Here is a 23691-nt window from a genome sequence, read left to right on the forward strand (position 1 = left end):
GGGGGCGACAGCCCGCACGGCGGACGGCTGACCGGCACCGCCGGCGGCCGACACCATCAGGACCAGCAGTCGGCGTCTCAGGACCAACGGCCGGCACCGTCACGACCAGCAGGCGCCGCTCAGGCCGACGGCCGGTGTCTCAGGACCAGCGGCCGGTGCGGGCCAGCAGGACGGCGGTCGCGGCGGTACCCGCGGTGGAGGTGCGCAGGACGCTGCGGCCCAGGCGGTAGGGCTTGGCACCGGCCTGCGCGAAGAGCGCCAACTCCTCCGGTGAGACCCCGCCTTCGGGGCCGACGACGAGCACGATGTCGCCGGTGGTGGGGAGTTCGACGGCGGCCAGGGGCTCTTCGCCGCTCTCGTGGAGTACGGCGGCGAAGTCGGCGTCGGCCAGAAGTGAGGCAACCTGCTTGCTCGTCGCCGCGTCCGCGACGTCGGGGAAGCGGACCCGGCGGGACTGCTTGCCGGCCTCCCGGGCCGTCGCCCGCCACTTGCCGAGCGCCTTCAGGCCGCGGTCGCCCTTCCACTGCGTGATGCAGCGCGACGCCGCCCAGGGCACGATCGCGTCGACGCCGACCTCGGTCATCGTCTCGACGGCCAGCTCTCCGCGGTCACCCTTGGGCAGGGCCTGGACGACGGTGATACGGGGCTGCTCCCCGGGCTCCTCGTGAACGCTCTCCAGGCCGGTGACGACCAGGCGGTCCTTGCCCTCGGCTGCCTTCACCACGCCCTCGGCCCAGCGTCCGCGTCCGTCGGTGAGGACGACGTCCTCGCCGGCCCGCAGCCGCTTCACGGAGACGGCGTGCCGTCCTTCGGGGCCGTCCAGGACGTACTCGCCTCCGGTCAGGTCCCCCGGCTGGAGGGAGTCGACCACGAACACCGGCGCCGTCATCGGCCCGTACCTCCCGTCGCGAACGCCGACAACGCCGTCCCCGCGGCGGCGAGTTCGGCGGCCAGCACCTCCACCAGCTGCCCGGCGGGCAGTTCCCGGGCCATCCGGTGGCCCTGTCCCGCCCAGAGCGCCATGCCCTGCGCGTCGCCCGCCTTCGCCGCCGCCTTGCGCAGCGGCGCGGTGAGGTGGTGCACCTCCGGGTAGGCGGCGGGGGCGTAGGGGCCGTGCTCGCGCAGGAAGCGGTTGACCAGACCGCGGGCGGGGCGGCCGGAGAAGGCCCGGGTCAGTTCGGTGCGGACGAACAGCGGGTTGGTCAGTGCCTGCTTGTGCAGGGCGTGCGCCCCGGACTCGGGGGTGGCGAGGAAGGCGGTGCCGAGCTGGGCGGCGCTCGCGCCGGCCGCGAGGACGGCGGCGATCTGGCCGCCGCGCATGATGCCGCCGGCCGCGACGATCGGCAGGCTCACCGCCTCCCGGACCTGGGCGACCAGCGACAGCAGTCCGGTGCCGGCGGTGCCGCCCGTCTCCGGGTGGTCCCGGTGGGTGCCCTGGTGGCCGCCCGCCTCGACGCCCTGCGCGATCACCGCGTCCGCGCCGGACCGCTCGACGGCCCGGGCCTCCTCCGCGGTGGTCGCGGCGGCCAGGGCGAAGGTTCCGACGCGGTGCAGTGAGTCGACGACCTCACGGCTCGGGACGCCGAAGTGGAACGACACCACCGGCACCGGGTCGTCCAGCAGCACGGCGAGCTTGGCGTCGTAGCCGTCGTCCCGGCCGCATTCGGGATCGCCGAGTTCCGTCTCGTACCAGGCGGCCTCACCGGCCAGCTGGTGGGCGTAGACGCCGACGGCGGAGGCGTTGAAGGGCGCGGCGCCGGTCCCTCCGGTGCCCGCACCGGGCGTCTCCGGCTGCGGCACGAAGAGGTTGACGCCGAAGGGGCGGTTCGTCAGTCCCCGCAGCTGCTTGATCTCCTGGTACATCCCGTCCGCGGTCTTGTACCCGGCGGCGAGGAATCCCAGCCCGCCCGCATCGCAGACCGCGGCGGCGAGCTGCGGCACGGAGACGCCGCCCGCCATGGGTGCCTGCACGATCGGGTAGGGGAAGAGATCGGTCAGTGCGGAGGACATGACCGCATGTTTTCACGTCCGGTGAGCAGGTCCGAATCCGGGCTTCCGTCGGCATACGCCAGGAGCATCCCCATCGGGAGGCTCCTGGCGGTGGCCCGTGTCAGCGCCCGTTGAAGGCGTCCTTCAGCCGCGAGAACAGTCCTTGCTGCCCGGGCTGGAACTGCCCCTGCGGGCGCTCCTCGCCGCGCAGCTTGGCCAGCTCGCGCAGCAGGCGTTCCTGCTCGGGGTCGAGCTTGCTCGGGGTCAGGACCTCGACGTGGACGATGAGGTCGCCCCGGCCGCCGCCGCGCAGGTGGGTGACGCCGCGGCCGTGCAGCGGGATCGACTGGCCGGACTGGGTGCCCGGGCGGATGTCGACCTCCTCCATGCCGTCGAGGGTCTCCAGCGGCACCTTCGTGCCGAGGGCCGCCGCCGTCATCGGGATGGTGACCGTGCAGTGCAGGTCGTCGCCGCGCCGCTGGAAGGTCGAGTGCGGCAGCTCGTGGATCTCGACGTACAGGTCGCCGGCGGGGCCGCCGCCGGGGCCGACCTCGCCCTCGCCCGCGAGCTGGATCCGGGTGCCGTTGTCGACGCCGGCCGGGATCTTGACGGTCAGGGTGCGCCGGGAGCGGACCCGGCCGTCGCCCGCGCACTCGGGGCACGGGGTCGGGACCACGGTGCCGAAGCCCTGGCACTGCGGGCAGGGGCGGGAGGTCATGACCTGGCCCAGGAAGGACCGGGTGACCTGCGACACCTCGCCGCGGCCGCGGCACATGTCACACGTCTGGGCGGACGTGCCGGGCGCCGCGCCCTCGCCGTTGCAGGTGTTGCAGACGACCGCGGTGTCGACCTGGATGTCCTTGGTCGTACCGAACGCGGCCTCGTCCAGCTCGACCTCGATGCGGATCATGGCGTCCTGGCCGCGGCGGGTGCGCGAGCGCGGCCCGCGCTGCGACGCCGTGCCGAAGAACGCGTCCATGATGTCCGAGAAGTTCCCGAAGCCACCCGCGCCGAAGCCGCCCGCGCCACCGCCGCCGCCGGCCTGCGAGAGGGGGTCGCCGCCGAGGTCGTAGACCTGCTTCTTCTGCGGGTCCGACAGCACCTCGTAGGCGGCGTTGATCTCCTTGAACCGCTCCTGGGTCTTCGGATCGGGGTTGACGTCCGGGTGCAGCTCGCGGGCGAGCCTCCGGAACGCCTTCTTGATCTCGTCCTGGGACGCGTCGCGGCGTACGCCGAGTACGGCGTAGTAGTCCGTGGCCACCTACGACTCCGCCAGGATCTGTCCGACGTACCGTGCCACTGCGCGTACCGCTCCCATCGTTCCCGGGTAGTCCATGCGGGTCGGTCCGACCACGCCGAGCTTGGCAACCGCCTCGCCGCCCGAACCGTAGCCCACCGACACGACGGACGTTGAGTTGAGTCCTTCGTGGGCGTTCTCATGACCGATCCGTACGGTCACGCCCGGATCCTTCGCCTCGCCGAGCAGCTTGAGGAGCACGACCTGCTCCTCCAGCGCCTCGAGGACGGGTCGGATCACCAAGGGGAAGTCGTGCCCGAAGCGGGTCAGATTGGCGGTGCCGCCGATCATGAGCCGCTCCTCGTTCTCCTCGACCAGCGTCTCCAGGAGAGTGGAGAGCACGGTGGAGACCGTACCCCGGTCCTCGGCCTCGAAGGCCTCCGCCAGGTCCTCCACCAGGCTCGGCACGTCCGAGAAACGGCGCCCGGCGACGCGGCTGTTGAGCCGTGCGCGCAGGTCCGCCAGGGACGCCTCGCCGAACGGCGCCGGGCAGTCGACCATCCGCTGCTCGACCCGGCCGGTGTCCGTGATCAGCACGAGCATCAGCCGCGCGGGCGCCAGGGAGAGCAACTCCACGTGCCGCACGGTCGAGCGGGTCAGCGACGGGTACTGCACGACGGCGACCTGCCGGGTCAGCTGCGCGAGCAGCCGCACCGTGCGGGCCACCACGTCGTCGAGGTCGACGGCGCCCTCCAGGAAGTTCTGGATGGCGCGCCGCTCGGGCGCGGTCATCGGCTTGACGCCGGCCAGCTTGTCGACGAAGAGCCGGTAGCCCTTGTCGGTCGGGATGCGCCCGGCGCTGGTGTGCGGCTGGGCGATGAACCCCTCGTCCTCCAGGGCCGCCATGTCGTTGCGCACGGTGGCCGGGGAGACGCCGAGGTTGTGCCGCTCGGTGAGGGCCTTGGAGCCGACCGGTTCCTCGGTGCCGACGTAGTCCTGGACGATGGCGCGCAGCACCTGGAGCCTGCGTTCGCTGAGCACTCGCGCACACCTCCTGAATTCGTCGCCCACCCGGCGTCTTGCCTGTCTCACTGTCTGTCCCTGGCACTCACGGTGCGCGAGTGCCAGACTTCCCCGGCCCAGTGTACGGCCGTGGGGTACACACCCGGCAAGGCCGGGGGCACGCCGCCGTGCGGGCGGGTGCCGTACCGCTAGCGTCGTCGCCGTGACGGTGACTTGGGAAGACCTGGGGTGGGAGAGGGTGGCGGCCGGGGTGGGACGGCGCCGGCTGCCGGTGTGGGACTGCACGGCGGGGCTGGTCGTCGGCGTGGGCGCGGCGCTGGTGGTGGACGCGGGGTCGAGCCTCGGCGAGGGCGCCCGGCTGCGCGCCCAGGCGCGGGAGCTCGCCGGTCACGGTGTGACACATCTCGCGCTGACCCACCCGCACTTCGACCACGTCTTCGGCGCCGCGGCGTTCACGGGCGCGGGGGGCCCGGACGTCGCGGGGGGCTCGGGGGCCGCGGAGGTCGCGGGGGGCTCGGGGGCCAGAGAGGTCGCGGAAGGCATGGAGGTCGCGGAGGTATACGGCGCGGCGGGTACGGACGCCGTGTTCGCGCGGGGCGGACAGGGGCGGGAGGCGCTGCGGTCGGACGCGGTGGCCGAGGGGCTGGACGCGCGGCGGGCCCAGGAGGCGGCCGACGCGCTCGTCCGCGTCCGCCACGAGGTCCGCGGCGAGTGGACGCTCGACCTGGGCGGCGGCCGGCAGGTCCTGCTCGCCGACGTGGGCCCGGGGCACACCGCCCACGACCTCGCGGTGCTGGTGCCGGGCGACCCGGCGGTCGTCTTCTGCGGGGACCTGGTCGAGGAGTCGGGGGAACCGCAGGCGGGCCCGGACGCCGTACCGGAGCACTGGCCGGCCGCGCTGGACCGGCTGCTCGCCCTGGGCGGCGAGGACGCTCTGTACGTCCCCGGTCACGGAGCGGTGGTGGACGCGTCCTTCGTGCGGGCCCAACGGGACGCGCTGGCCGCCCGGTTCGGCGTCTCGCGCTGATCATGGCGCATGGGGTTCGGCGTCGCACCGGGTTCGGCGTGTCGTGTCGATCACGGCGCGCCCGCTCCTCGTATCGTCATCAGAATGCGCCAGTACTCCGCCGACCTGACCCCTCCGTGGAAGAAACCGCAGCCGGTTCCGGAGGTCCCGGCCGATCCCGGCCTGGTGGTCGAGGAGCCCGGCACCGGTTTCTGCGGCGCGGTGACCGGCTGCGAGGCGGGCACGGTGACCCTGGAGGACCGCTTCGGCAAGCGCCGGGTCTTCCCGATGGAGCCGCGCGGCTTCCTCCTTGAGGGGCGGGTGGTGACGCTGGTCCGCCCCTCCTCCGGTCCGACGCGACCCTCCCGTACGGCGTCCGGGTCGGTCGCCGTCCCCGGCGCACGGGCACGGGTCGCGCGCGCCGGGCGCATCTACGTCGAGGGGCGGCACGACGCCGAGCTGGTCGAGAAGGTGTGGGGCGACGACCTGCGTATCGAGGGGGTCGTCGTGGAGTACCTGGGCGGCGTGGACGATCTCCCGTCGATCGTCGCCGAGTTCGCCCCCGGTCCGGACGCGCGGCTCGGGGTCCTGGTGGACCACCTGGTGCCGGGTTCCAAGGAGTGGCGGATCGCGGAGGCGGTGACCAGCGAGCACGCGCTGGTCGTGGGGCACCCGTACATCGACATCTGGGAGGCGGTGAAGCCGTCGTCCCTGGGGATTCCCGGCTGGCCGCGGGTGCCGCGCGGGCAGGACTGGAAGACGGGGGTGTGCCGGGCGCTGGGGTGGCCGCCGGAGAACACGGGCGCGGTGTGGCAGGCGATCCTGGCGCGGGTGGGGTCTTACAAGGACCTGGAGCCGCAGCTGCTGGGGCGGGTGGAGGAGCTGATCGATTTCGTCACGGGCAGCGGTGGGGCCTGACGCCGGGGCAGGTGCCGAAACCACTGGTGTCCAGCTCGATTCCCAGGACGTCCAGCGCAACCGGTTCACCGAACTTCGCGATGTGCTGCGTCCGGTAGTCGGCTTGCTCCCCCTTTCCGTCGGGATCCGTCAACAGGACGCATCAGTCCACCAGGTCCCGCACCACCGCATCGGCCAGCAACCGCCCGCGCAGCGTCAGCACCGCGCGCCCGGCCTCGTAGGGCTCTTCCTGCAGCAGCCCCTCGCCCAGCGCCCGGCGCGACGCCGCGAGCCCCGCCTCCCGCAGCAGCGACAGCGGAACCCCTTCCCTCAGCCGCAGCTCCAGCAGGACGCGTTCCACCCGCCGGTCCTCGTCCGTGAGGATCTCGCGTCCGGCGCCCGGCGACTTCCCGGCCGCCAGCGCGCCCGCGTACGCCCCCGGGTGCTTCACGTTCCACCAGCGCACCCCGCCCACGTGCGAGTGCGCGCCCGGTCCCGCGCCCCACCAGTCGGCGCCCCGCCAGTACAGCTCGTTGTGCAGGCAGCGGCCCGCGTCGGAGGTGGCCCAGTTCGACACCTCGTACCAGTCGAAGCCCGCCGCCGACAGCGTCTCCTCGGCGATCAGGTACCGGTCGGCGTGGACGTCGTCGTCGGTCATGGGGACCTCGCCGCGCCGGATGCGGCGGGCGAGCTGGGTGCCCTCCTCGACGATCAGGGCGTACGCCGAGACGTGGTCCGGTCCGGCCCCGAGCGCCGCGTCGAGGGAGGCGCGCCAGTCGTCGTCGGTCTCGCCGGGGGTGCCGTAGATCAGGTCGAGGTTGACGTGGTCGAAGCCGGCCGCGCGGGCCTCGGCGACGCAGGCCTCCGGGCGGCCCGGGGTGTGGGTGCGGTCCAGGATCTTCAGGACGTGCTGCTTCGCGCTCTGCATGCCGAAGGAGATCCGGTTGAAGCCGCCCTCGCGGAGGGTGGCCAGGTACGCCGGGTCGACGGACTCCGGGTTGGCCTCCGTCGTGATCTCCGCGTCCGGCGCGAGACCGAACTCGTCGCGGATCGCGTGCAGCATCCGTACCAGGTCGCCGGCGGCCAGCAGGGTGGGCGTACCACCGCCGACGAAGACCGTGCGGACCTCGCGGGGGTCGTCACCGAGGACCTTGCGGGCCAGGCGGACCTCGTCGGTGAGCGTCTCGGCGTAGTTGTCGCGGGAGGCGAGGACGCCGCCGGTGCCGCGCAGCTCGGTCGCGGTGTAGGTGTTGAAGTCGCAGTATCCGCAGCGGGTCGCGCAGTACGGCACGTGCAGGTAGAAGCCGAGGGGGCTGTCGGCGGCGCCGGCGAGCGCGGACGCCGGGAGGGCGCCGTCGGCGGGGACGGGTTCGCCGTCGGGGAGTGCGGAGGGCATGCGTTCCATTGTCCCGTACGGCGACAGCTACTCGGCCTGGAGCACCAGCAGGGCCAGATCGTCCTCCGGGGGCCGGGGCCCGAACTCGTGCACCAGCCGCCTGATGCGCTCGGCGACCAGCCCGGCGTCCAGCCCCGCGCATCCGGCGAGCGCGGTGGCGAGACCGTCCCCGTCGTCGAACTGGCGGGACCCGCTGCGCCGCTCGGTCACCCCGTCCGTGACGCAGAGCAGGGTGTCGCCGGACCCCAGCTCGAAGGTCTCGCTGGTGTACGTCGCGTCCTCGACGACCCCGAGCAGGGTCTGCGGCTGAGCGACCGTGCGCACCGTGCCGTCGGGGCCGAGGAGCAGCGGCAGCGGGTGCCCGGCGGAGGCGAGGGTGCAGCGGACGCCGCCGTCGAACGGGACCAGTTCGCCGTAGAGCAGGGACAGGAAGCGGGTCTGCGGTCCGTCGCCCGGGGCAACCGGAGGGCCGGTGGCGACCAGGGCGCGGGCGGCGGCGTCCGCGGCTTCCGTGGCGTCGTCGAGGAGGAGCTGGTTGAGGCGGTCGAGGACGTCCGGGACGTCGTACTCCTCGCGGGCCAGCAGGCGCAGCCAGGGCCGGGCGAGACCGATGACGACGGCGGCCTCGGGACCTTTGCCCTGGACGTCGCCGACGGCGAAGCACCAGCGGCCCTCGCCGGCCGGGAAGAGGTCGTAGAAGTCGCCGCTGGGTCCGCCCTTGTCGCACGGTTCGTAGACGAGGGCGCTGCGCACGCCGGGGATCTCGGCGACGGCGCCGGGCAGCAGGCCGCGCTGGAGGACGGCGCTGATCGTGGCCTGCCGGGCGTACTGGCGGGCGGCGCCGATGGCGAGCGCCACCCGGCGGCTGAGGTCCTCGACGAGGCCGGTGATCTCGTCGGGGAAGCCGGCGGTGCCGGCCCGCCCGATGACCAGGGTGCCCAGCGGCCGGCCGCCGGCGACCAGGCGGTAGGCGAGCGCGGCGCCGTGCCTGTCGTCCGGGCCGAGCGCGTCACCGGGCCAGGGGTGGGCGACGGGGCCGGAGCGCCACGGGTCGCGGGAGCGGGGCGGGTCCTTCTCCAGGGCCAGGCGCAGTTCCTCGATGCGGCTCTCGCCGGCATGCCAGACGCGGGCCAGCCGCGCTCCCACGGCCGCCCCCGGCTCGTCGCTCCAGGCTCCCCGGCCCAGGGACTCGTCCTCCAGCCACACACCGCACCAGTCGGCGAGCCGCGGCACGATCAGCTGTCCGGTGAGGGAGGCGACCAGGTCCTCGTCGAGCTGCCCGGCGAGGAGGTCGGAGGCTTCGGCGAGGAAGGAGAGGGCACCGCGGCCCAGCCACTCCCGGTCCCGGAGACCGCGCCGCCGGCCGGCGAGGGCCGCACCGTCGTGCCAGTCCGGCCACCGCGTGGTGCCCGAGCGGTCGGGGTCCTCGGTGAGGCCGGGGGTGTGCCCGGGCTGGGGACGTTTCCTTCGCCGGGGGCGCTGGGGGGCTCCTCCACCGCGGGGGGTTTCTTCACCGCGGGAGGCTTCTCCACCGCGGGGGCCTTCCGGACGGCCGGGGTCTCCCCCGCGCTCGGATCCGCCTCCCCCTCGCTCGGATCCGCCTCCCCCGTGCTCGGGATCTGCCCAACCACCGTCTCCCGGGGCTTCCGGGGCTCCCGGGCCGCCGTCTTCCGGGACTCCCGAACCGCCCGAGCTTCGATGGTCTCCGAAGCCGCCGTGGTCTCCGAAGCCGCCGTGGTCTCCCGAGCCGCCATGGTCTGCCGAGCCGCCGTGGGGCATGGGCGGCGTCCGGCCGCCGGGGGCCTCCGCCGGCGGGTCCGCGGCCGGGCACTCGGTGCGCAGCAGACCGCGGCCCCCGGTGTACGCCTCGGTCTGCTCGACGGCCTCGGAGCCCGCGGCCGGCAGCCGCGCCCACACCGTCTTGGTGCCCGGACGGTACGTGATCCCCCAGGCCTCCGAGAGCGCGGCGACGAGCCGCAGACCGCGTCCGTACTCCGGGAGCTCGTGCGGCGTCTCGTCGCCGCCGCCCCTCGGCGCGCGGGCGGGGTGGTGGTCCGTGGCCTCGACGACGAGGGTGCCCGTCTCCTCGAGGCGGCAGACCACCTCGACGTCGGTGCCGGCGTGCACCACGGCGTTGGTGACCAGCTCGCTGACGACCACCAGGGCGTCGGCGGCGAGATGCCCGGTCAGCTGTTCCGTGCCGGGCAGGCCGAGCGCGGACCAGTCGGCGAGCGCGGCCCGTACCATCTCGCGGGCCGCGCCCGGCGCCAGGGAGCTCCCGAGCAGGGTCACGTGCGCCCGCGCGCACTCCTGGGCGGATGCGTCAACAGCGTGCGCGAGCACCCCGCTGGCGCGGGAAACGGTCTCCCGTTGCGTCGGAATGGCCCCCATGGACGGCTCCCCGGGCAGTTCGTGCGAATAACTTCGCGTCGATGCCGACAGAGTGACAGACCGACCCCGTCCATAAGCGTGGAGTTACCGAAGTGGGCCGCCATGAGTGAGAACCGTGCCGGGCGAACGCTCGAAGACAGCCGGAAGGCGACCAGTTTCGGACATCAGGCGTGCGGGCTGTGACACCCGCACGCTCTACGCGCCTCACGCGCCCGCGCCATGCCCCGCTCCGCCCGTGCCCACACCGCGCCCCGCCCGCGTTACGCCCGCGTCACACCTCCCGGGAGCCGTCGTACATCTCCTCGATCAGGTGCTTGTACTCCCGCTCCACCACCGGCCGCTTGAGCTTCAGGCTCGGTGTGATCTCCCCGTGCTCGACGTCGAGGTCGCGGGGCAGCAGGCGGAACTTCTTGATGGTCTGCCAGCGCTGGAGGCCCTCGTTGAGCTGCTTGACGTAGCCGTCGATCATCTCCACGGTCGCGGGCGCCGCGACGATCTCCGCGTACGGCTTGCCCTCCAGGCCGTTCTCGTTCGCCCACTGGGTGATCGCGATCTCGTCGAGGGCGATGAGGGCGGTGCAGAAGTTCCGGTCGGCGCCGTGCACCAGGATGTTGGAGACGTACGGGCAGACCGCCTTGAACTTGCCCTCGACCTCGGCGGGCGCGATGTACTTGCCGCCCGAGGTCTTGATGAGGTCCTTCTTGCGGTCGGTGATGCGCAGGTAGCCGTCGGGCGAGAGCTCGCCGATGTCGCCGGTGTGGAACCAGCCGTCCGACTCCAGCACCTCGGCGGTCTTCTCGGGCAGCTTGTGGTAGCCCTCCATGATGCCGGGGCCGCGCAGCAGGATCTCGCCGTCGTCCGCGATGCGCACCTCGGTGCCGGGCAGCGGCTTGCCGACCGTGCCGGTGCGGTAGGCCTCGCCGGGGTTGACGAAGGACGCGGCGGAGGACTCGGTGAGGCCGTAGCCCTCCAGGATGTGGATGCCGGCGCCGGAGAAGAAGTAGCCGATCTCGGGTGCGAGGGCCGCCGAGCCGGAGACGCAGGCGCGCAGGCGGCCGCCGAAGGCCTCGCGGATCTTGGCGTAGACGAGCCTGTCGGCGATGCCGTGCTTGGCGGACAGGCCGAAGGGAGCGCTCGCGGTGCCGGTGCGCTTGAAGTTGTCCTGGGTGACCTTGGCGTACTCGCGGGCGACGCCGGCGGCCCACTGGAAGATCTTGTACTTGGCTCCGCCGCCCGCCCGGGCCTTGGCTGCGACGCCGTTGTAGACCTTCTCGAAGATGCGCGGCACGGCCGCCATGTAGGTCGGCCGGACGACCGGCAGGTTCTCGATGATCTTGTCGACGCGGCCGTCGACGGCGGTGACGTGACCGGCCTCGATCTGGCCGGAGGTCAGCACCTTGCCGAAGACGTGCGCGAGCGGCAGCCACAGGTACTGCACGTCGTCGCCGGTCACCAGGCCGGTCGCGGCGATCGCCTTCGCCATGTAGGACCAGCAGTCGTGCGGGAGGCGGACGCCCTTGGGCCGGCCGGTGGTGCCGGAGGTGTAGATGAGGGTGGCGAGCTGGTCCTTGGTGAGCGCGCCGACCCGCTCCTTGACCAGTTCCGGCTCCTTCTCCAGGCGGGCCGTGCCGAGCGCCTCCAGTGCGCCGAGGGTGAGGATCCAGTCCTCGGTGGTGTCGGCGCCGGTCGCGTCGATCACCACCACGTGGGTGAGCTCGGGCAGCTCCGCCTTCTTCTCCCTGGCCTTGGCCAGTTGCGCGGCGTCCTCCGCGATGAGGACCCGGCTCCCGGAGTCGGAGAGGATGTACGCGGACTCGTCGACGTTGGTCTGCGGGTAGACCGTGGTCGTCGCCGCGCCCGCGCACATGATGCCGAGGTCGGCGAGGATCCACTCCAGCCGCGTAGCGGAGGCGAGTGCCACGCGCTGCTGCGGCCGGACGCCCAGCTCGATCAGGCCGGCCGCGATCGCGTAGACCCGTTCGGCCGCCTGCGCCCAGGTCAGCGACTTCCAGTCGTCCGGACCCTCGCCCGCGGCCGACGGCACCGGGTAGCGGTACGCCTCGGCGTCCGGCGTGGCCGTCACCCGTTCCAGGAAGAGTCCCGCCACGGAGGGCGGACGGTTCTCGATCAGTGTCTGTGTGTCGCTCACGACATCCTCCGTGGGCCCGCGACGCTGCGGCCTGCTCGATACGGCCGGCTCGGATGCGGCTGGTTCAGGTGTGACTGGTTCAGGTGTGACTGGTTCGCTCTCGGGCGGTTCTTCAGACGTTGTTTAACTCACGAGTAACTAACGGGCAGGCATCAGCGTAAAGGGCGACCGGCCCGTGCGTAAGCCTCCGCGCCCTGTCACTTCGTACGAAGGCCACCACGAAGGCCACCCGTGACATGCGAAGGGGCCCGTCGCGCTTTCGCACGACGAGCCCCTTCGTGTCCGTTTCGCCCGGGCGGGCGGGACGCGCCGCGAGGACGGTCGCTGTTACTTCTTGCCCTTGCCCGACCCCGCGCTGTCATCACTGGACAGGACCGCGATGAAGGCCTCCTGCGGGACCTCCACGGAACCCACCATCTTCATCCGCTTCTTGCCCTCCTTCTGCTTCTCCAGCAGCTTCCGCTTACGCGAGATGTCACCGCCGTAGCACTTGGCGAGGACGTCCTTGCGGATGGCGCGGATGGTCTCGCGGGCGATCACCCGGGAGCCGATGGCGGCCTGGATGGGCACCTCGAAGGCCTGGCGCGGGATGAGCTCGCGCAGCTTGGCGACGAGCCGCACCCCGTACGCGTACGCCGCGTCCTTGTGGGTGATCGCCGAGAAGGCGTCCACCTTGTCGCCGTGCAGCAGGATGTCGACCTTGACCAGGCTGGAGGTCTGCTCGCCGGTGGGCTCGTAGTCGAGGGAGGCGTAACCGCGGGTCTTCGACTTCAGCTGGTCGAAGAAGTCGAAGACGATCTCCGCGAGGGGGAGGGTGTAGCGGATCTCCACCCGGTCCTCGGACAGGTAGTCCATGCCGAGCAGGGTTCCGCGCCGGGTCTGGCACAGCTCCATGATCGCCCCGATGAACTCGGTCGGCGCCAGGATCGTGGCGCGCACGACCGGCTCGTAGACCTCGTTGATCTTGCCCTCGGGGAACTCGCTCGGGTTGGTGACGGTGTGCTCGGTGCCGTCCTCCATGATCACGCGGTAGACCACGTTGGGCGCGGTGGCGATCAGGTCGAGGCCGAACTCGCGCTCCAGCCGCTCGCGGATCACGTCGAGGTGCAGCAGGCCCAGGAAGCCGACGCGGAAGCCGAAACCGAGTGCCGCGGAGGTCTCCGGCTCGTAGACCAGGGCGGCGTCGTTGAGCAGGAGCTTGTCCAGGGCCTCGCGCAGCAGGGGGTAGTCCGAGCCGTCCAGCGGATACAGGCCGGAGAAGACCATGGGCCTGGGGTCCTTGTAGCCGCCGAGCGCCTCCTCGGCGCCCTTGTGCATGCTGGTGACGGTGTCACCGACCTTGGACTGGCGGACGTCCTTCACGCCGGTGATCAGGTATCCCACCTCGCCGACGCCGAGGCCGTCGGCGGCGAGCATCTCCGGCGAGTTGGTGCCGATCTCCAGCAGCTCGTGCGTGGCGCCGGTGGACATCATCCGGATCCGCTCGCGCTTGTTGAGCTGGCCGTCGATGACACGGACGTACGTCACGACACCGCGGTAGGAGTCGTAGACGGAGTCGAAGATCATCGCGCGGGCGGGGGCGTCCTTGACGCCGACCGGGGGCGGAACGTCGGCGACGACCTTGTCCAGCAGCGCCTCGACCCCGAGGCCGGTCTTGGCGGAGACCTTGAGCACGTCGGCGGGGTCGCAGCCGATCAGGTTGGCGAGTTCCTCGGCGAACTTCTCGGGCTGCGCGGCCGGCAGGTCGATCTTGTTCAGCACGGGGACGATCGTGAGGTCGTTCTCCATCGCCAGGTAGAGGTTGGCGAGGGTCTGGGCCTCGATGCCCTGGGCGGCGTCGACGAGGAGGATGGTGCCCTCGCACGCGGCCAGCGACCGCGAGACCTCGTAGGTGAAGTCGACGTGCCCCGGCGTGTCGATCATGTTGAGGATGTGCGTGCTGCTCTTGTCGTGGGTGGGGGCCCACGGCAATCGCACCGCCTGGGACTTGATCGTGATGCCGCGCTCGCGCTCGATGTCCATGCGGTCGAGGTACTGGGCGCGCATCTGCCGCTGCTCCACCACACCGGTCAGCTGGAGCATCCGGTCGGCGAGCGTGGACTTGCCGTGGTCGATGTGCGCGATGATGCAGAAGTTGCGGATCAGCGCCGGGTCGGTACGGCTCGGCTCGGGCACATGGCTGGGGATCGCGGGCACGCAGGGTCCTGATTCTTGAGGCGTCCGCAGTGTCTGCGGTCTCGGGTCGGATCGATACGTAGCTTCCATCGTCCCACGGGTGGGGAGCTGGGATGGGTTTGGGACGGGTTGAGGTCGGGGGGAGGCCTGATCGGGGGCCGGGTCGGGACCGGGTCGGGACCGGATCGGGACCGGGATTGGGCTGCTCGACGGGCCGCTGGTAGTGTGGGTGGCTGTGTCTCTTGCCCTCTCAGCACGAGGCGCACCTTCAAGAAATCATCGGCACGTGACCCTCGCGGTCCCGTGCCTGACCCTGCAAAGGCTCATTCGTGGCGAACATCAAGTCCCAGATCAAGCGGAACAAGACCAACGAGAAGGCCCGGCTGCGCAACAAGGCCGTCAAGTCCTCTCTGAAGACCGCGATCCGCAAGGCCCGTGAGGCCGCTGCCGCGGGTGACGTCGAGAAGGCCACCGAGTACCAGCGCGTCGCTTCGCGCCAGCTCGACAAGGCCGTCTCCAAGGGCGTCATCCACAAGAACCAGGCCGCCAACAAGAAGTCGGCGCTGGCGACGAAGGTCGGCGCTCTCAAGGGCTGAACCCCTTATCTGGTCTGATCGCCGGAAGGACCCAGAGCGGGCCCTCTCTCATCCGCTCCCGTCCGGCACCCAAGGATCCATGCGCGGCCTGCGTTCGCCACGCGGGCATGGATCCGCAGAGCTTGATCCGAAGGCCCCGGTGGCCGTCCTTCCCCAGGACGGCCACCGGGGCCTTCGGTCTGCCGGGGTTCGGGACCGACGGGGGCGGGGCTCACCGGGACGGGCGGGGCAGGCCACAGCGGGCGAGGCTGAATTGGACGGACAAGGCAGACCGATGCGGACGAGGCTGAACTGGACGGACAAGGCAGACCACGGCGAGCGGCGCTGACCAGGCGGGCCGGCTGCCCAAGGCAGGCGAGGCTGAACGGGACGCTGGGCTGATCCGGGCTGACCGGGCTGACCGGGCTGACCGGGCTGACCGGGCTGACCGGGGCGACTTACGCCCGGCCTCGCGACCGCGCCGCCCGCGCGATGGTCACCACGGCCTTCTCCAGGGCGTACTCGGGATCCTCCCCGGCGCCCTTCACCCCTGCGTCCGCCTCGGCCACCGCGCGCAGGGCCACGGAGACGCCGTCCGGTGTCCAGCCGCGCATCTGCTGCCGGACGCGGTCGATCTTCCACGGCGGCATACCCAGCTCGCGGGCGAGGTCGGCGGAGCGTCCACCGCGGGCGGAGGACACCTTGCCGATCGCCCGCACGCCCTGCGCCAGCGCGCTGGTGATCAGCACCGGGGCCACTCCGGTCGCCAGCGACCAGCGCAGCGCCTCCAGTGCCTCCGCCGCACGTCCCTCGACCGCCCGGTCGGCGACCGTGAAGCTGGAGGCCTCGGCCCGTCCGGTGTAGTACTGCCCGACGACCGCCTCGTCGATCGTGCCCTCGATGTCCGCGGTCAGCTGGGACACCGCGGAGGCCAGCTCCCGCAGGTCGCTGCCGATCGAGTCGACCAGCGCCTGGCACGCCTCGGGGGTGGCCGATCGCCCGATGGTACGGAACTCCGCCCGTACGAACGCCAGCCGGTCGGCGGGCTTCGTCATCTTCGGGCAGGCCACCTCGCGCGCCCCCGCCTTGCGGGCGGCGTCCAGCAGGCCCTTGCCCTTGGCGCCGCCCGCGTGCAGCAGCACGAGGGTGATCTCCTCGGCGGGTGCGCCGAGGTAGGCCTTCACGTCCTTGACCGTGTCGGCGGACAGGTCCTGCGCATTGCGTACGACCACGACCTTGCGCTCGGCGAAGAGCGAGGGGCTGGTGAGCTCGGCGAGCGTGCCGGGCTGCAACTGGTCGGGGGTCAGGTCGCGTACGTCCGTGTCGGCGTCGGCGGCCTTCGCGGCGGCCACCACCTCCTGCACGGCACGGTCGAGCAGGAGGTCCTCCTGGCCCACGGCAAGGGTCACCGGGGCGAGAGGGTCGTCATTCGCAGTCTTCCTGGCCATCGCGACAAGCATCGCACGCACCACTGACAGCGCGTGCCGGCCCGACGGGACTCCCCTGGCTGCGCCGGCCAGGAGCTAGGGCTCCTCGCGCCAGCCCTCCCACTCCCCGGCGAACTCGTCGAGCTCGCCGGGGTCCAGCCGCTCCCGCTCGTCACGCAGGACGACGAGCCACTGGGCGTCCTCGGCGTCGTCCTCGCCGGCCAGGGCGTCCCGGACGATCCGGGGCTCCTCGTCGACCCCGAACCGCTCCCCGAGCGCCTGGGCCGCCTCCTCCGCGGCATCGCGGTCGGGCAGCACCAGCACATGTCTCACATCGCTCACGGGTGCCATTGTCCGACACCGCGTGGCGGCCGGGCAGTCGGGCGGGACTGCGGGCGCCGCTCGCCCCTCGGGCACGATCTGGTCCAGCCCTTGGGCACGATCTGGTTCAGCTCTTGGGCACGATCTGGTTCAGCCCTCGGCGCGACCCGGTTCAGCCCTCGGCGCGATCCGGTTCAGCCCTCGGCGCGATCCGGTTCAGCTCTTGGGCACGATCTGCACGTCGAGGTCGATCCTGATGCTGGGGCCGACCACGGCGATGCCGCGCGCCAGCATCGTCTGCCAGCTCACCGTGAAGTCGTCGCGGTGCAGCTCGGTGGTGGCGCGGCAGGCCGCCCGCACCTCGCCCTCCATCCCGTTGCCGAGACCGAGGTACTCGGCGTCCAGGGTGACGGTGCGCGTCACGCCGTGCAGGGACAGCGCCCCCGAGACGGCCCACCGGTTGCCGCCCCGGTGCGTGAACCGGTCGCTGTAGAACTCCAGGGTCGGATACCGCTGGACGTCCAGGAAGTCCCCCGACCGCAGGTGGTCGTCACGCATCTGCACGTTGGTGTCGATGGACGCCGCGTCGATGACCACGTGCATCGCCGACTGCTCCATGTCGTCGGCGATCCGCACCGCGCCCGCGAACGAGTTGAACCGGCCGTGGATCCGGGCCAGCCCGATGTGCCGGGCGGTGAACGCGATCGACGAGTGCGCCGGCTCGATCTCCCAGTCGCCCGGCGCGGGCAGCTCCGGGGGCTGGGCCACCTGCAGGGTCACGTCGCCGAGCGAGGCCAGCGCGTCCTCGGTGACGGTCGCGGACGCCCGGTACGGCGTGTAGCCCTCGGCGGACACCGCGAGCCGGTACTCCCCCGCGGGCACCGTCGCCACGAACGAACCGAAGGGGTCCGTCCCACCGCTGACCACCTTGCGTCCCATGGTGTCGCTGACCGCGAACTCCGCGTTGGGCACCGGCTCGTTGACGGGATCGAGAACCCGGCAACTCAGCACTCCGGCGTTCGGCGGGGTCCGCACCGCCGCCAGAGGACCCGTCCGTTGCATCCGCTTCGTTCGGCTTCCCAGCCAACGGCCGATCATCTACGACACCCTCTGCACGAGTGAGAAATTGTTGACGAAGTAACATTCGATCACCGATGAGGCTTTCGAGGCAACACGGGGTCACATCACAGGAAACCGGCGCATGTGCCGGGAGTACTCACGAGTAGCCCCCTCTGTGGCCCGAAGCGGCCGCCCCGGGCGGCATTCCGCACAGCCGGCGCGGAGTCGCCTCGCGGCGGGCGTCGGGTCGCGTCGCGGAAGGCACCGGTGGCCTCACAACCGGCGCACGGCCGGCACCCGGTCGAGGGCGATACCGAAGCGGTCCCGGTACGCCGCGAGCACCTCCTCGTTTGTGTCCAGCTCACGCTCCTCCCGTCTGCCGTCGGCCGCCGTGGTCATGAGCCTGCGGCCGCTGAGCGTGACCCTCCCTCCGTCCTCCGTGACCCGCGAACAGACCGGCGACTGGAGGAAGTGCGACTGGGGCGAGGTGCTGTGCCACCACGCGCCGGACACGAAGTCGCCGAGCACCCGCGGGCGCAGCTCCACCCGGTACACGGGTTTCCCGTCCCGCAGCACGTCCAGGTCGGCGGCACGCGCGGAGTCGTGCCCGCCGCGCACCCCGGCCTCGTCCGGGCCCGCCTCGACGACCTGGAACGTCCCGCCGGGGTCCTCCTGCTCACCCCGCTCCCCGAACGCCAGGGGGCCGTGGCTGTGCGCCCCGAACCCGACGTCCGCCAGCCAGTCACCCCCGTCCACGGTCCGCACCCGCAGCGCCAGGTGGTCGTAGGGGATCCCGAGCCGGCCCCCGTCCCCGTACACCCGCGCCGCCAGCAGGGTGACCTCGTACCCGAGCGCCGCGAGCAACGCGCCGAAGAGGCCGTTGAGTTCGTAGCAGAACCCGCCCCTGCGTGCGCCCACCACCTTGTCCAGCAGCCGCTCCTCCTCCAGCGCGATCTCCTCTCCCAGATGGACGGACAGGTTCTCGAAGGGCACGCTGCGCAGATGACGCAGATGCAGGTCACGCAGGGCCTCGACGGTGGGCCACGCCGCGTACTCGGCTCCGAGGCGGGCTAGGTAGGCATCGACCTGGGCTTGATCCATGCCCTCAGTCTCCCGCCACCCGCAACGCCCTGCCCGTGCCGGTGACCGCCAGGGCCCCGTCCCGGTCCGTCCGCAGCACCATCGCCCCCTGGGCCCGCAGCGCCTCGACCGTGCCGGGAGCCGGGTGGCCGTAGGTGTTGTCCTCTCCGCAGCTGATGAGTGCCAGCCGTGGGGCCACCTTCCGTATGAGGTCCGGGTCCTGGTGGGCGGAGCCGTGATGGGCCACTTTCAGCACGTCGACCCCTTCCAGCGCCGCTGCCGCCGGTGATCTCGCCAGCTCCTGCTGTGCAGGGGGTTCCAAGTCGCCGAGGAGCAGCAGACGCAGGCCCGCCGTCCGCACCAGGAGGGTGACGCTGGCGTCGTTGGGGCTTTCCGTGGTCGTCGGGGAGCCCGGCACCCTGGTCGTCGGTGGGCTCGGTGGTGGCCACACCACCTGCCAGGACAGCGGGCCGGACCGCCGCTGCTCCCCGGCGGCGGCGTGCCGCAGGGGAATCCGCCGTGCCGCAGCCTGTCTGCGGACGGACTCGGCCTGGTCCGCGGGCTCCTGGAGCGCGGTCGTCTCGATCGCACCCACCGAACGCCCCCGCAACACCCCGGGCAGGCCCGCCACATGGTCCGCGTGGAAGTGGGTCAGCACCACGAGCGGGACGCGGGTGATGCCGAGCGAGCGCAGACACTGGTCGACCAGCGCGGGGTCGGGCCCGGTGTCCACCACCACGCCCGCCCCCTCACCCGCCGCGAGCACCATGGCGTCGCCCTGGCCCACATCGCACATCACCATCCGCCAGCCCGGCGGAGGCCACCCGGTGATCACCCGGGCCAGTGGCGGCGGCCGCACCACCACCAGCACGAGCAGCACCGCGCAGACACCGCACCACCAGGGGTGTCTCAGCAATCGCCGGCCGACGATCAGCACGCCCACCGTGGCAAGGGCGAGCAGCGCCGCCCCGGCCCAGTTGCCCGGCCAGTCCACACCCGCGCCGGGCAGCGCGGCCCCGGTGCGGGCGATCGCCGCGATCCACTCGGCCGGCCAGCCTCCGCACCAGGCCAGCCCCTTGGCCACCGGCATCGCCACCGGTGCCGTCGCCAGCGCCGCGAAGCCGAGCACCGTGGCCGGGGCGACCGCGAACTCGGTGAGCAGGTTGCACGGCACCCCCACCAGGCTCACCCGTGCCGACAGCACGGCGACGACCGGCGCACACAGGGCCTGCGCCGCGCCCGCGGCGGCCAGCGCCTCGGCGAGCCGAGGCGGAACCCGGCGCCGGCGCAACGCCACGCTCCACCTCGGGGCCAGCGTGAGCAGCGCCCCGGTGGCCAGCACGGAGAGCAGGAAGCCGTAACTGCGGGCCAGCCACGGGTCGTACAGCACCAGCAGCAGTACGGCCGTCGCCAGCGCGGGGAGCAGCGACCTGCGGCGTCCGGTGGCCAGGGCAAGCAGGGCTACGGACCCGCAGGCGGCGGCCCGCAGCACGCTCGGGTCGGGCCGGCACACGACGACGAAGCCGAGTGCGAGCACGCCGCCGAGCAGCGCGGTCGTCCGCAGGGAGAGTCCGAGTCGGGGCGCCAGCCCCCGGCGCTCGCTGCGCTGGGCCAGTCCGGGCGGTCCGAGCAGCAGGGCGAGCACGATCGTGAAGTTGGCGCCGGACACCGCCAGCGTGTGCGCGAGGTCGGTCTCCTTGAACGCCTCCTCCAGCTCCGGCGTGATGCGCGAGGTGTCCCCGACGACCAGGCCCGGCAGCAGCGCCCGCGCGTCCGCCGGCAGACCGTCGGTGGCCTCCCGCAACCCGGCCCGCAGCCGTCCCGCCAGCCGCTGCGCCCCCGACGGCTCGGCCACCACCTCCGGCCCCTCCCGGCCGTCCCGCACCCGCAGCACGGCGGCGATCCGGTCCCCGGTCGCCCTCGGGGGCGCCGTCCGGGCGGTGACGCGGAGCCGCGCGGTCGGCAGCAGTCCCAGCCAGCGCGCGGTGCCGGGCCCGGCACGGGTGAGCCGCGAGTCCTCCGGATCGCCCGGGTCGCCCGCGTGGCCTGCGGAAGCGGGTCCCCGTCTCTCCTCGCCGTCCCCCGCATCGATGAGCATCAGCACCGGCGTCCGTGTCATCACCTCCGTGCCTCCGGCATCCGTCACCCGCCGCACGTCGGCCTCGATCAGTACGGTGGGCGGCACGGCACGGTTTCCCCGGACGCGGGGCCGGGTGAGGCGGGGATCGGCGGTGACCTCCACCTCGGCAGTCACGGTGGCGTACTGCCGCGCCAGCGCCGGCACGGGCCCACGGCGCAGGTCCGCGCCGTGCAGCGCGGCCGAGACGGCGGACGCGGCGACGCAGAGGAGCAGCGCGGCGACCGACGCGTGACGCCGTCCGCGCGTCGTGCGCCGCCTCCGCGCCCTCGGCAGCAGTACTCCGGCCAGGATCAGCCCGGCGGTGGCGACTCCCACGGCCCACCCTGGCGGCGCGTCCAGCATCAGCGCCGCCGTCGCCCAGGCTGCGAGCGCCGGCGGGACCAACCGCAGGTCCGTAGGCCCCTCCTGTCGGGGATGGGCCGCGCCGAGCCGGTGCCCGGAAGCGGCGTGCACGGCCGCGCGCGGGGACGCCGTCCGGTCGTGGGGTGCCCCCGGCCCGCTCGGCCGACTCGTGTCCGGGCCCAGGTCCGGGCTCAGGTCCAGGCTCGTGTCCGGGCCCCGGTCCGGGCCCAGGTCCGGGCTCATGGCCGCACGAGATTCCGCAGGTCGGCGAAGCGGCGCTCACCGATGCCGTTGACCTCGCGCAACTCGTCCACCGAGCGGAAACCGCCGTGCTGGGTGCGGTAGTCGATGATGTGCCGGGCCAGCACGGGACCGACGCCCGGCAGGGTGTCGAGCTGATCGGCGGTAGCCGTGTTGAGGGAGACCGGCCCCGCGGGCGCCCCTCCCGCCGCCGGACCGCCCGGCCCGCCGAGCCCGCCCGGGGCGGTGCCGCCCGGGGCGGTGCCGCCCGGGGCGGACCCCGTGACCGGCGCGGGGGCGCCGACGATCACCTGCTCTCCGTCCACCAGGAAGCGTGCCTGGTTCAGCCCGTCGGTCCTGGTGCCGGATCGCACGCCTCCGGCGGCACGCAGGGCGTCCGCTACGCGTGAGCCCGCCGGAAGGCGGTGGATTCCGGGCTTGCGGACCTTGCCGCCGACATCCACCACGATCTCGGCCCCGACCGTGGCGGTGGCCGTACCTGTGCCCATGGCCGTGCCCTTGCGCGATCCGGGCGCGGAGTCTCCTCCCGCACCCTCTCCCACTCCCTGCGCGCCGTATGCCGCCGCTTCCCGCACCACCTCAGGTGCCGCCACGGGCTGGGTGCGGCCGGTCCAGAAGTGCTGCACGGCGAAGACCGCGGCGACGACGAGCAGCACCGTGAGCGCGGCCACACTGCGCCGCTCCAGCCCGCACCGTGTCTGCAGCCACACCGGCATCCGCTCCCGCAGCGCCTGTCCTGCCCGCTCCCGCCAGACCGTCATGGCGGCGTCCGGTGGCGTCCCTTCTTCTCGCGCCGCTTGCTCCGTCCTCCGCGACGGCGGCCCCTTCCCCGATCCGCCCCGCCGGCCGGCGTGTTCGGCGTGTTCGGTGCGTTCGGTGTGCCGGGCCCGCCCTACACGTTCGGCATGCTCGGTGTGTCCGGTGTGTCCGGTGTATCCGATGTGTTCGGCATAGTCGGCTTGTTCGGCACGTTCGGCACGTTCGGCACGTTCGTCGAAGAGTGCCGCCGCCCGCCGCCGGAGTTCCTCCTCCGGTGCATGACGGCGCCCGTGCCGTGCCCGGCCGAGGGAGCGGGAAGGGGACGAGTGGCGTTGGCGGAGCCGGCCGTCGGAAGCCGGTGCGCGGCCCGGGCCGCTGGTCGCGGCCGCTGTGCGTGAGCGTGATCGAAGAGCCATGCGACGAGGATCGGACACCGCGCCACAACTGCGATGATCATGCTCAATTCCCGGGGACTACCTACAGGTTGTGGACAACTCCGGTACCCCACACGGGTGATACAACGACTCCCCCTCCACGTCGACGAGACCCACACGGCCTCGCGCCGCTCCCTCACCGCGACGAGACGACAACTCCGAGCAGCCCGGGCCCCGTGTGCGCCCCGATCACCGCGCCGACCTCGCTCACGTGGAGGTCGGCCAGCCCGGGCACCCGGTCCCGCAGGCGGTCCGCCAGAGCCGACGCCCGGTCCGGGGCGGCGAGATGGTGGACGGCGATGTCGACCGGTGCGCTGCCCGCCCGGTCGGCGACGATCTCCTCCAGCCGGGCGATGGCCCTGGACGCCGTCCGGACCTTCTCCAAGGGCTCGATCCGGCCGCCGTCCAGTTGCAGCAGCGGTTTCACGGCGAGCGCGGAACCGAACAGCGCCTGGGCCGCCCCGATCCGGCCGCCGCGGCGCAGATAGTCGAGGGTGTCGACGTAGAAGTAGGCGGAGGTGCCCGCGGCGCGCTTCTCGGCGGCCGTGACGGCCTCGTCCACCGTGCCGCCCGCCTCCGCCGACTCGGCCGCGGCGAGCGCGCAGAATCCGAGGGCCATCGCGATCATCCCGGTGTCCACGACGCGCACGGGGATCGCCGCCTCGCGCGCGGCGACGACGGCCGCGTCGTGCGTGCCGGAGAGCTCGGCGGAAAGGTGCAGGGAGATGATGCCCTCGGCGCCGGACTCGGCGATCCTGCGGTAGGTCTCGGCGAAGAGTTCGGGGCTGGGGCGGGAGGTGGTGACCGGCCGCCGCTTCTGCAGGGCCTGGGCCAGCGAACGGGTCGAGATCTCGGTGCCCTCTTCCAGGGCCCGGTCGCCCAGGACGACGGTCAGGGGTACCGCGGTGATGCCGTGCCGCTCCATCGTCCGGGCCGGGAGGTAGGCCGTTGAATCCGTGACGATAGCGACATGGCGGGACATGAGCTGGAGGCTACCTGGCGCAGCCCCCGTACGGCAGCCCGGCCTCGA

General features: G+C 72.7%; 18 protein-coding genes. 3 read left to right on the plus strand and 15 right to left on the minus strand.

Going from position 1 to position 23691, the window contains the following annotated elements:
* Window positions 1-139: 139 nt before the first annotated feature.
* From ACZ7G3_RS05620 to hrcA, 4 genes are all read right to left on the minus strand, one after another.
* Window positions 140-889 carry a 16S rRNA (uracil(1498)-N(3))-methyltransferase gene (locus ACZ7G3_RS05620; protein ID WP_470923410.1) on the minus strand — a complete coding sequence of 250 codons (750 nt, stop codon included), beginning with the start codon at window positions 887-889 and terminating at the stop codon, window positions 140-142.
* A complete protein-coding gene (locus ACZ7G3_RS05625; RefSeq protein ID WP_470923412.1) occupies window positions 886-2010 on the minus strand; it encodes a nitronate monooxygenase in 1125 nt (374 codons plus the stop codon). Before ACZ7G3_RS05625 ends, ACZ7G3_RS05620 begins: the two co-directional genes overlap by 4 nt.
* Before the next feature lie 100 nt (window positions 2011-2110).
* Window positions 2111-3250, minus strand: coding sequence for a molecular chaperone DnaJ (gene dnaJ / locus ACZ7G3_RS05630; protein ID WP_470923414.1), 1140 nt, complete (start codon window positions 3248-3250; stop codon window positions 2111-2113).
* Window positions 3251-4267 (minus strand): heat-inducible transcriptional repressor HrcA, encoded by a 1017-nt coding sequence (gene hrcA / locus ACZ7G3_RS05635; protein ID WP_398130541.1) that lies wholly within the window; start codon window positions 4265-4267, stop codon window positions 3251-3253. It lies immediately after the preceding gene.
* A 184-nt stretch (window positions 4268-4451) separates the two neighbouring features.
* On the opposite strand from hrcA, the gene ACZ7G3_RS05640 reads away from it, so the two are divergent.
* Together ACZ7G3_RS05640 and ACZ7G3_RS05645 are read left to right on the plus strand one after the other, a co-directional pair.
* Window positions 4452-5276, plus strand: a complete 825-nt coding sequence (locus tag ACZ7G3_RS05640) for an MBL fold metallo-hydrolase (RefSeq protein WP_470923416.1) — start codon at window positions 4452-4454, stop codon at window positions 5274-5276.
* An 84-nt stretch (window positions 5277-5360) separates the two neighbouring features.
* Window positions 5361-6173: a DUF3097 domain-containing protein gene (locus tag ACZ7G3_RS05645; protein WP_426598681.1), complete on the plus strand. Its 813-nt coding sequence runs from the start codon at window positions 5361-5363 to the stop codon at window positions 6171-6173.
* A 142-nt stretch (window positions 6174-6315) separates the two neighbouring features.
* On the opposite strand, the gene hemW is transcribed toward ACZ7G3_RS05645, so the two are convergent.
* The 4 genes from hemW to lepA form a co-directional block, all read right to left on the minus strand.
* Complete coding sequence (hemW, locus tag ACZ7G3_RS05650) at window positions 6316-7548, minus strand: radical SAM family heme chaperone HemW (protein ID WP_470923419.1); 1233 nt, start codon at window positions 7546-7548, stop codon at window positions 6316-6318.
* A 27-nt stretch (window positions 7549-7575) separates the two neighbouring features.
* Entirely contained in the window at window positions 7576-9939 is a 2364-nt protein-coding gene (locus ACZ7G3_RS05655; protein WP_470923421.1) for a SpoIIE family protein phosphatase, read from the minus strand.
* A 271-nt stretch (window positions 9940-10210) separates the two neighbouring features.
* Complete coding sequence (locus tag ACZ7G3_RS05660; protein ID WP_470923423.1) at window positions 10211-12088, minus strand: AMP-dependent synthetase/ligase; 1878 nt, start codon at window positions 12086-12088, stop codon at window positions 10211-10213.
* 327 nt (window positions 12089-12415) lie between these two features.
* Window positions 12416-14284: a translation elongation factor 4 gene (gene lepA / locus ACZ7G3_RS05665; protein WP_426598676.1), complete on the minus strand. Its 1869-nt coding sequence runs from the start codon at window positions 14282-14284 to the stop codon at window positions 12416-12418.
* Between the two features lie 308 nt (window positions 14285-14592).
* On the opposite strand from lepA, the gene rpsT reads away from it, so the two are divergent.
* A complete protein-coding gene (gene rpsT, locus ACZ7G3_RS05670) occupies window positions 14593-14859 on the plus strand; it encodes a 30S ribosomal protein S20 (RefSeq protein WP_055416861.1) in 267 nt (88 codons plus the stop codon).
* Between the two features lie 437 nt (window positions 14860-15296).
* Here the strand turns inward: rpsT and holA are convergent, their stop codons facing one another.
* From holA to ACZ7G3_RS05705, 7 genes are all read right to left on the minus strand, one after another.
* Entirely contained in the window at window positions 15297-16286 is a 990-nt protein-coding gene (gene holA / locus ACZ7G3_RS05675; protein ID WP_426598675.1) for a DNA polymerase III subunit delta, read from the minus strand.
* A gap of 75 nt (window positions 16287-16361) precedes the next feature.
* Window positions 16362-16607, minus strand: coding sequence for a hypothetical protein (locus ACZ7G3_RS05680; protein ID WP_426519800.1), 246 nt, complete (start codon window positions 16605-16607; stop codon window positions 16362-16364).
* Between the two features lie 195 nt (window positions 16608-16802).
* Complete coding sequence (locus ACZ7G3_RS05685; RefSeq protein WP_426598674.1) at window positions 16803-17684, minus strand: YceI family protein; 882 nt, start codon at window positions 17682-17684, stop codon at window positions 16803-16805.
* Between the two features lie 234 nt (window positions 17685-17918).
* A complete protein-coding gene (locus ACZ7G3_RS05690) occupies window positions 17919-18746 on the minus strand; it encodes an arylamine N-acetyltransferase family protein (RefSeq protein WP_470923426.1) in 828 nt (275 codons plus the stop codon).
* Window positions 18747-18750: 4 nt separating this feature from the next.
* A complete protein-coding gene (locus ACZ7G3_RS05695; RefSeq protein ID WP_470923428.1) occupies window positions 18751-21450 on the minus strand; it encodes a ComEC/Rec2 family competence protein in 2700 nt (899 codons plus the stop codon).
* A complete protein-coding gene (locus ACZ7G3_RS05700; RefSeq protein WP_470923430.1) occupies window positions 21447-22643 on the minus strand; it encodes a ComEA family DNA-binding protein in 1197 nt (398 codons plus the stop codon). The genes ACZ7G3_RS05695 and ACZ7G3_RS05700 overlap by 4 nt, the downstream gene beginning before the upstream one ends.
* A gap of 154 nt (window positions 22644-22797) precedes the next feature.
* The gene (locus ACZ7G3_RS05705; RefSeq protein WP_426598671.1) at window positions 22798-23643 is read right to left on the minus strand and encodes a DegV family protein; all 846 of its coding nucleotides are present in this window, start codon (window positions 23641-23643) and stop codon (window positions 22798-22800) included.
* Window positions 23644-23691 lie beyond the last annotated feature (48 nt).

The organism is Streptomyces sp. NPDC037271 (assembly GCF_055603605.1).

Bases quoted from the DNA above. Each gene is read 5' to 3' on its own strand.
- ACZ7G3_RS05625 (WP_470923412.1), bottom strand. From the start codon at position 2,010: ATGTCCTCCGCACTGACCGATCTCTTCCCCTACCCGATCGTGCAGGCA.
- ACZ7G3_RS05705 (WP_426598671.1), bottom strand. From the start codon at position 23,643: ATGTCCCGCCATGTCGCTATCGTCACGGATTCAACGGCCTACCTCCCG.
- hemW (WP_470923419.1), bottom strand. From the start codon at position 7,548: ATGCCCTCCGCACTCCCCGACGGCGAACCCGTCCCCGCCGACGGCGCC.
- ACZ7G3_RS05620 (WP_470923410.1), bottom strand. From the start codon at position 889: ATGACGGCGCCGGTGTTCGTGGTCGACTCCCTCCAGCCGGGGGACCTG.
- ACZ7G3_RS05655 (WP_470923421.1), bottom strand. From the start codon at position 9,939: ATGGGGGCCATTCCGACGCAACGGGAGACCGTTTCCCGCGCCAGCGGG.
- ACZ7G3_RS05700 (WP_470923430.1), bottom strand. From the start codon at position 22,643: ATGGCTCTTCGATCACGCTCACGCACAGCGGCCGCGACCAGCGGCCCG.
- ACZ7G3_RS05695 (WP_470923428.1), bottom strand. From the start codon at position 21,450: ATGAGCCCGGACCTGGGCCCGGACCGGGGCCCGGACACGAGCCTGGAC.
- ACZ7G3_RS05690 (WP_470923426.1), bottom strand. From the start codon at position 18,746: ATGGATCAAGCCCAGGTCGATGCCTACCTAGCCCGCCTCGGAGCCGAG.
- ACZ7G3_RS05645 (WP_426598681.1), top strand. From the start codon at position 5,361: ATGCGCCAGTACTCCGCCGACCTGACCCCTCCGTGGAAGAAACCGCAG.
- ACZ7G3_RS05685 (WP_426598674.1), bottom strand. From the start codon at position 17,684: ATGATCGGCCGTTGGCTGGGAAGCCGAACGAAGCGGATGCAACGGACG.
- holA (WP_426598675.1), bottom strand. From the start codon at position 16,286: ATGGCCAGGAAGACTGCGAATGACGACCCTCTCGCCCCGGTGACCCTT.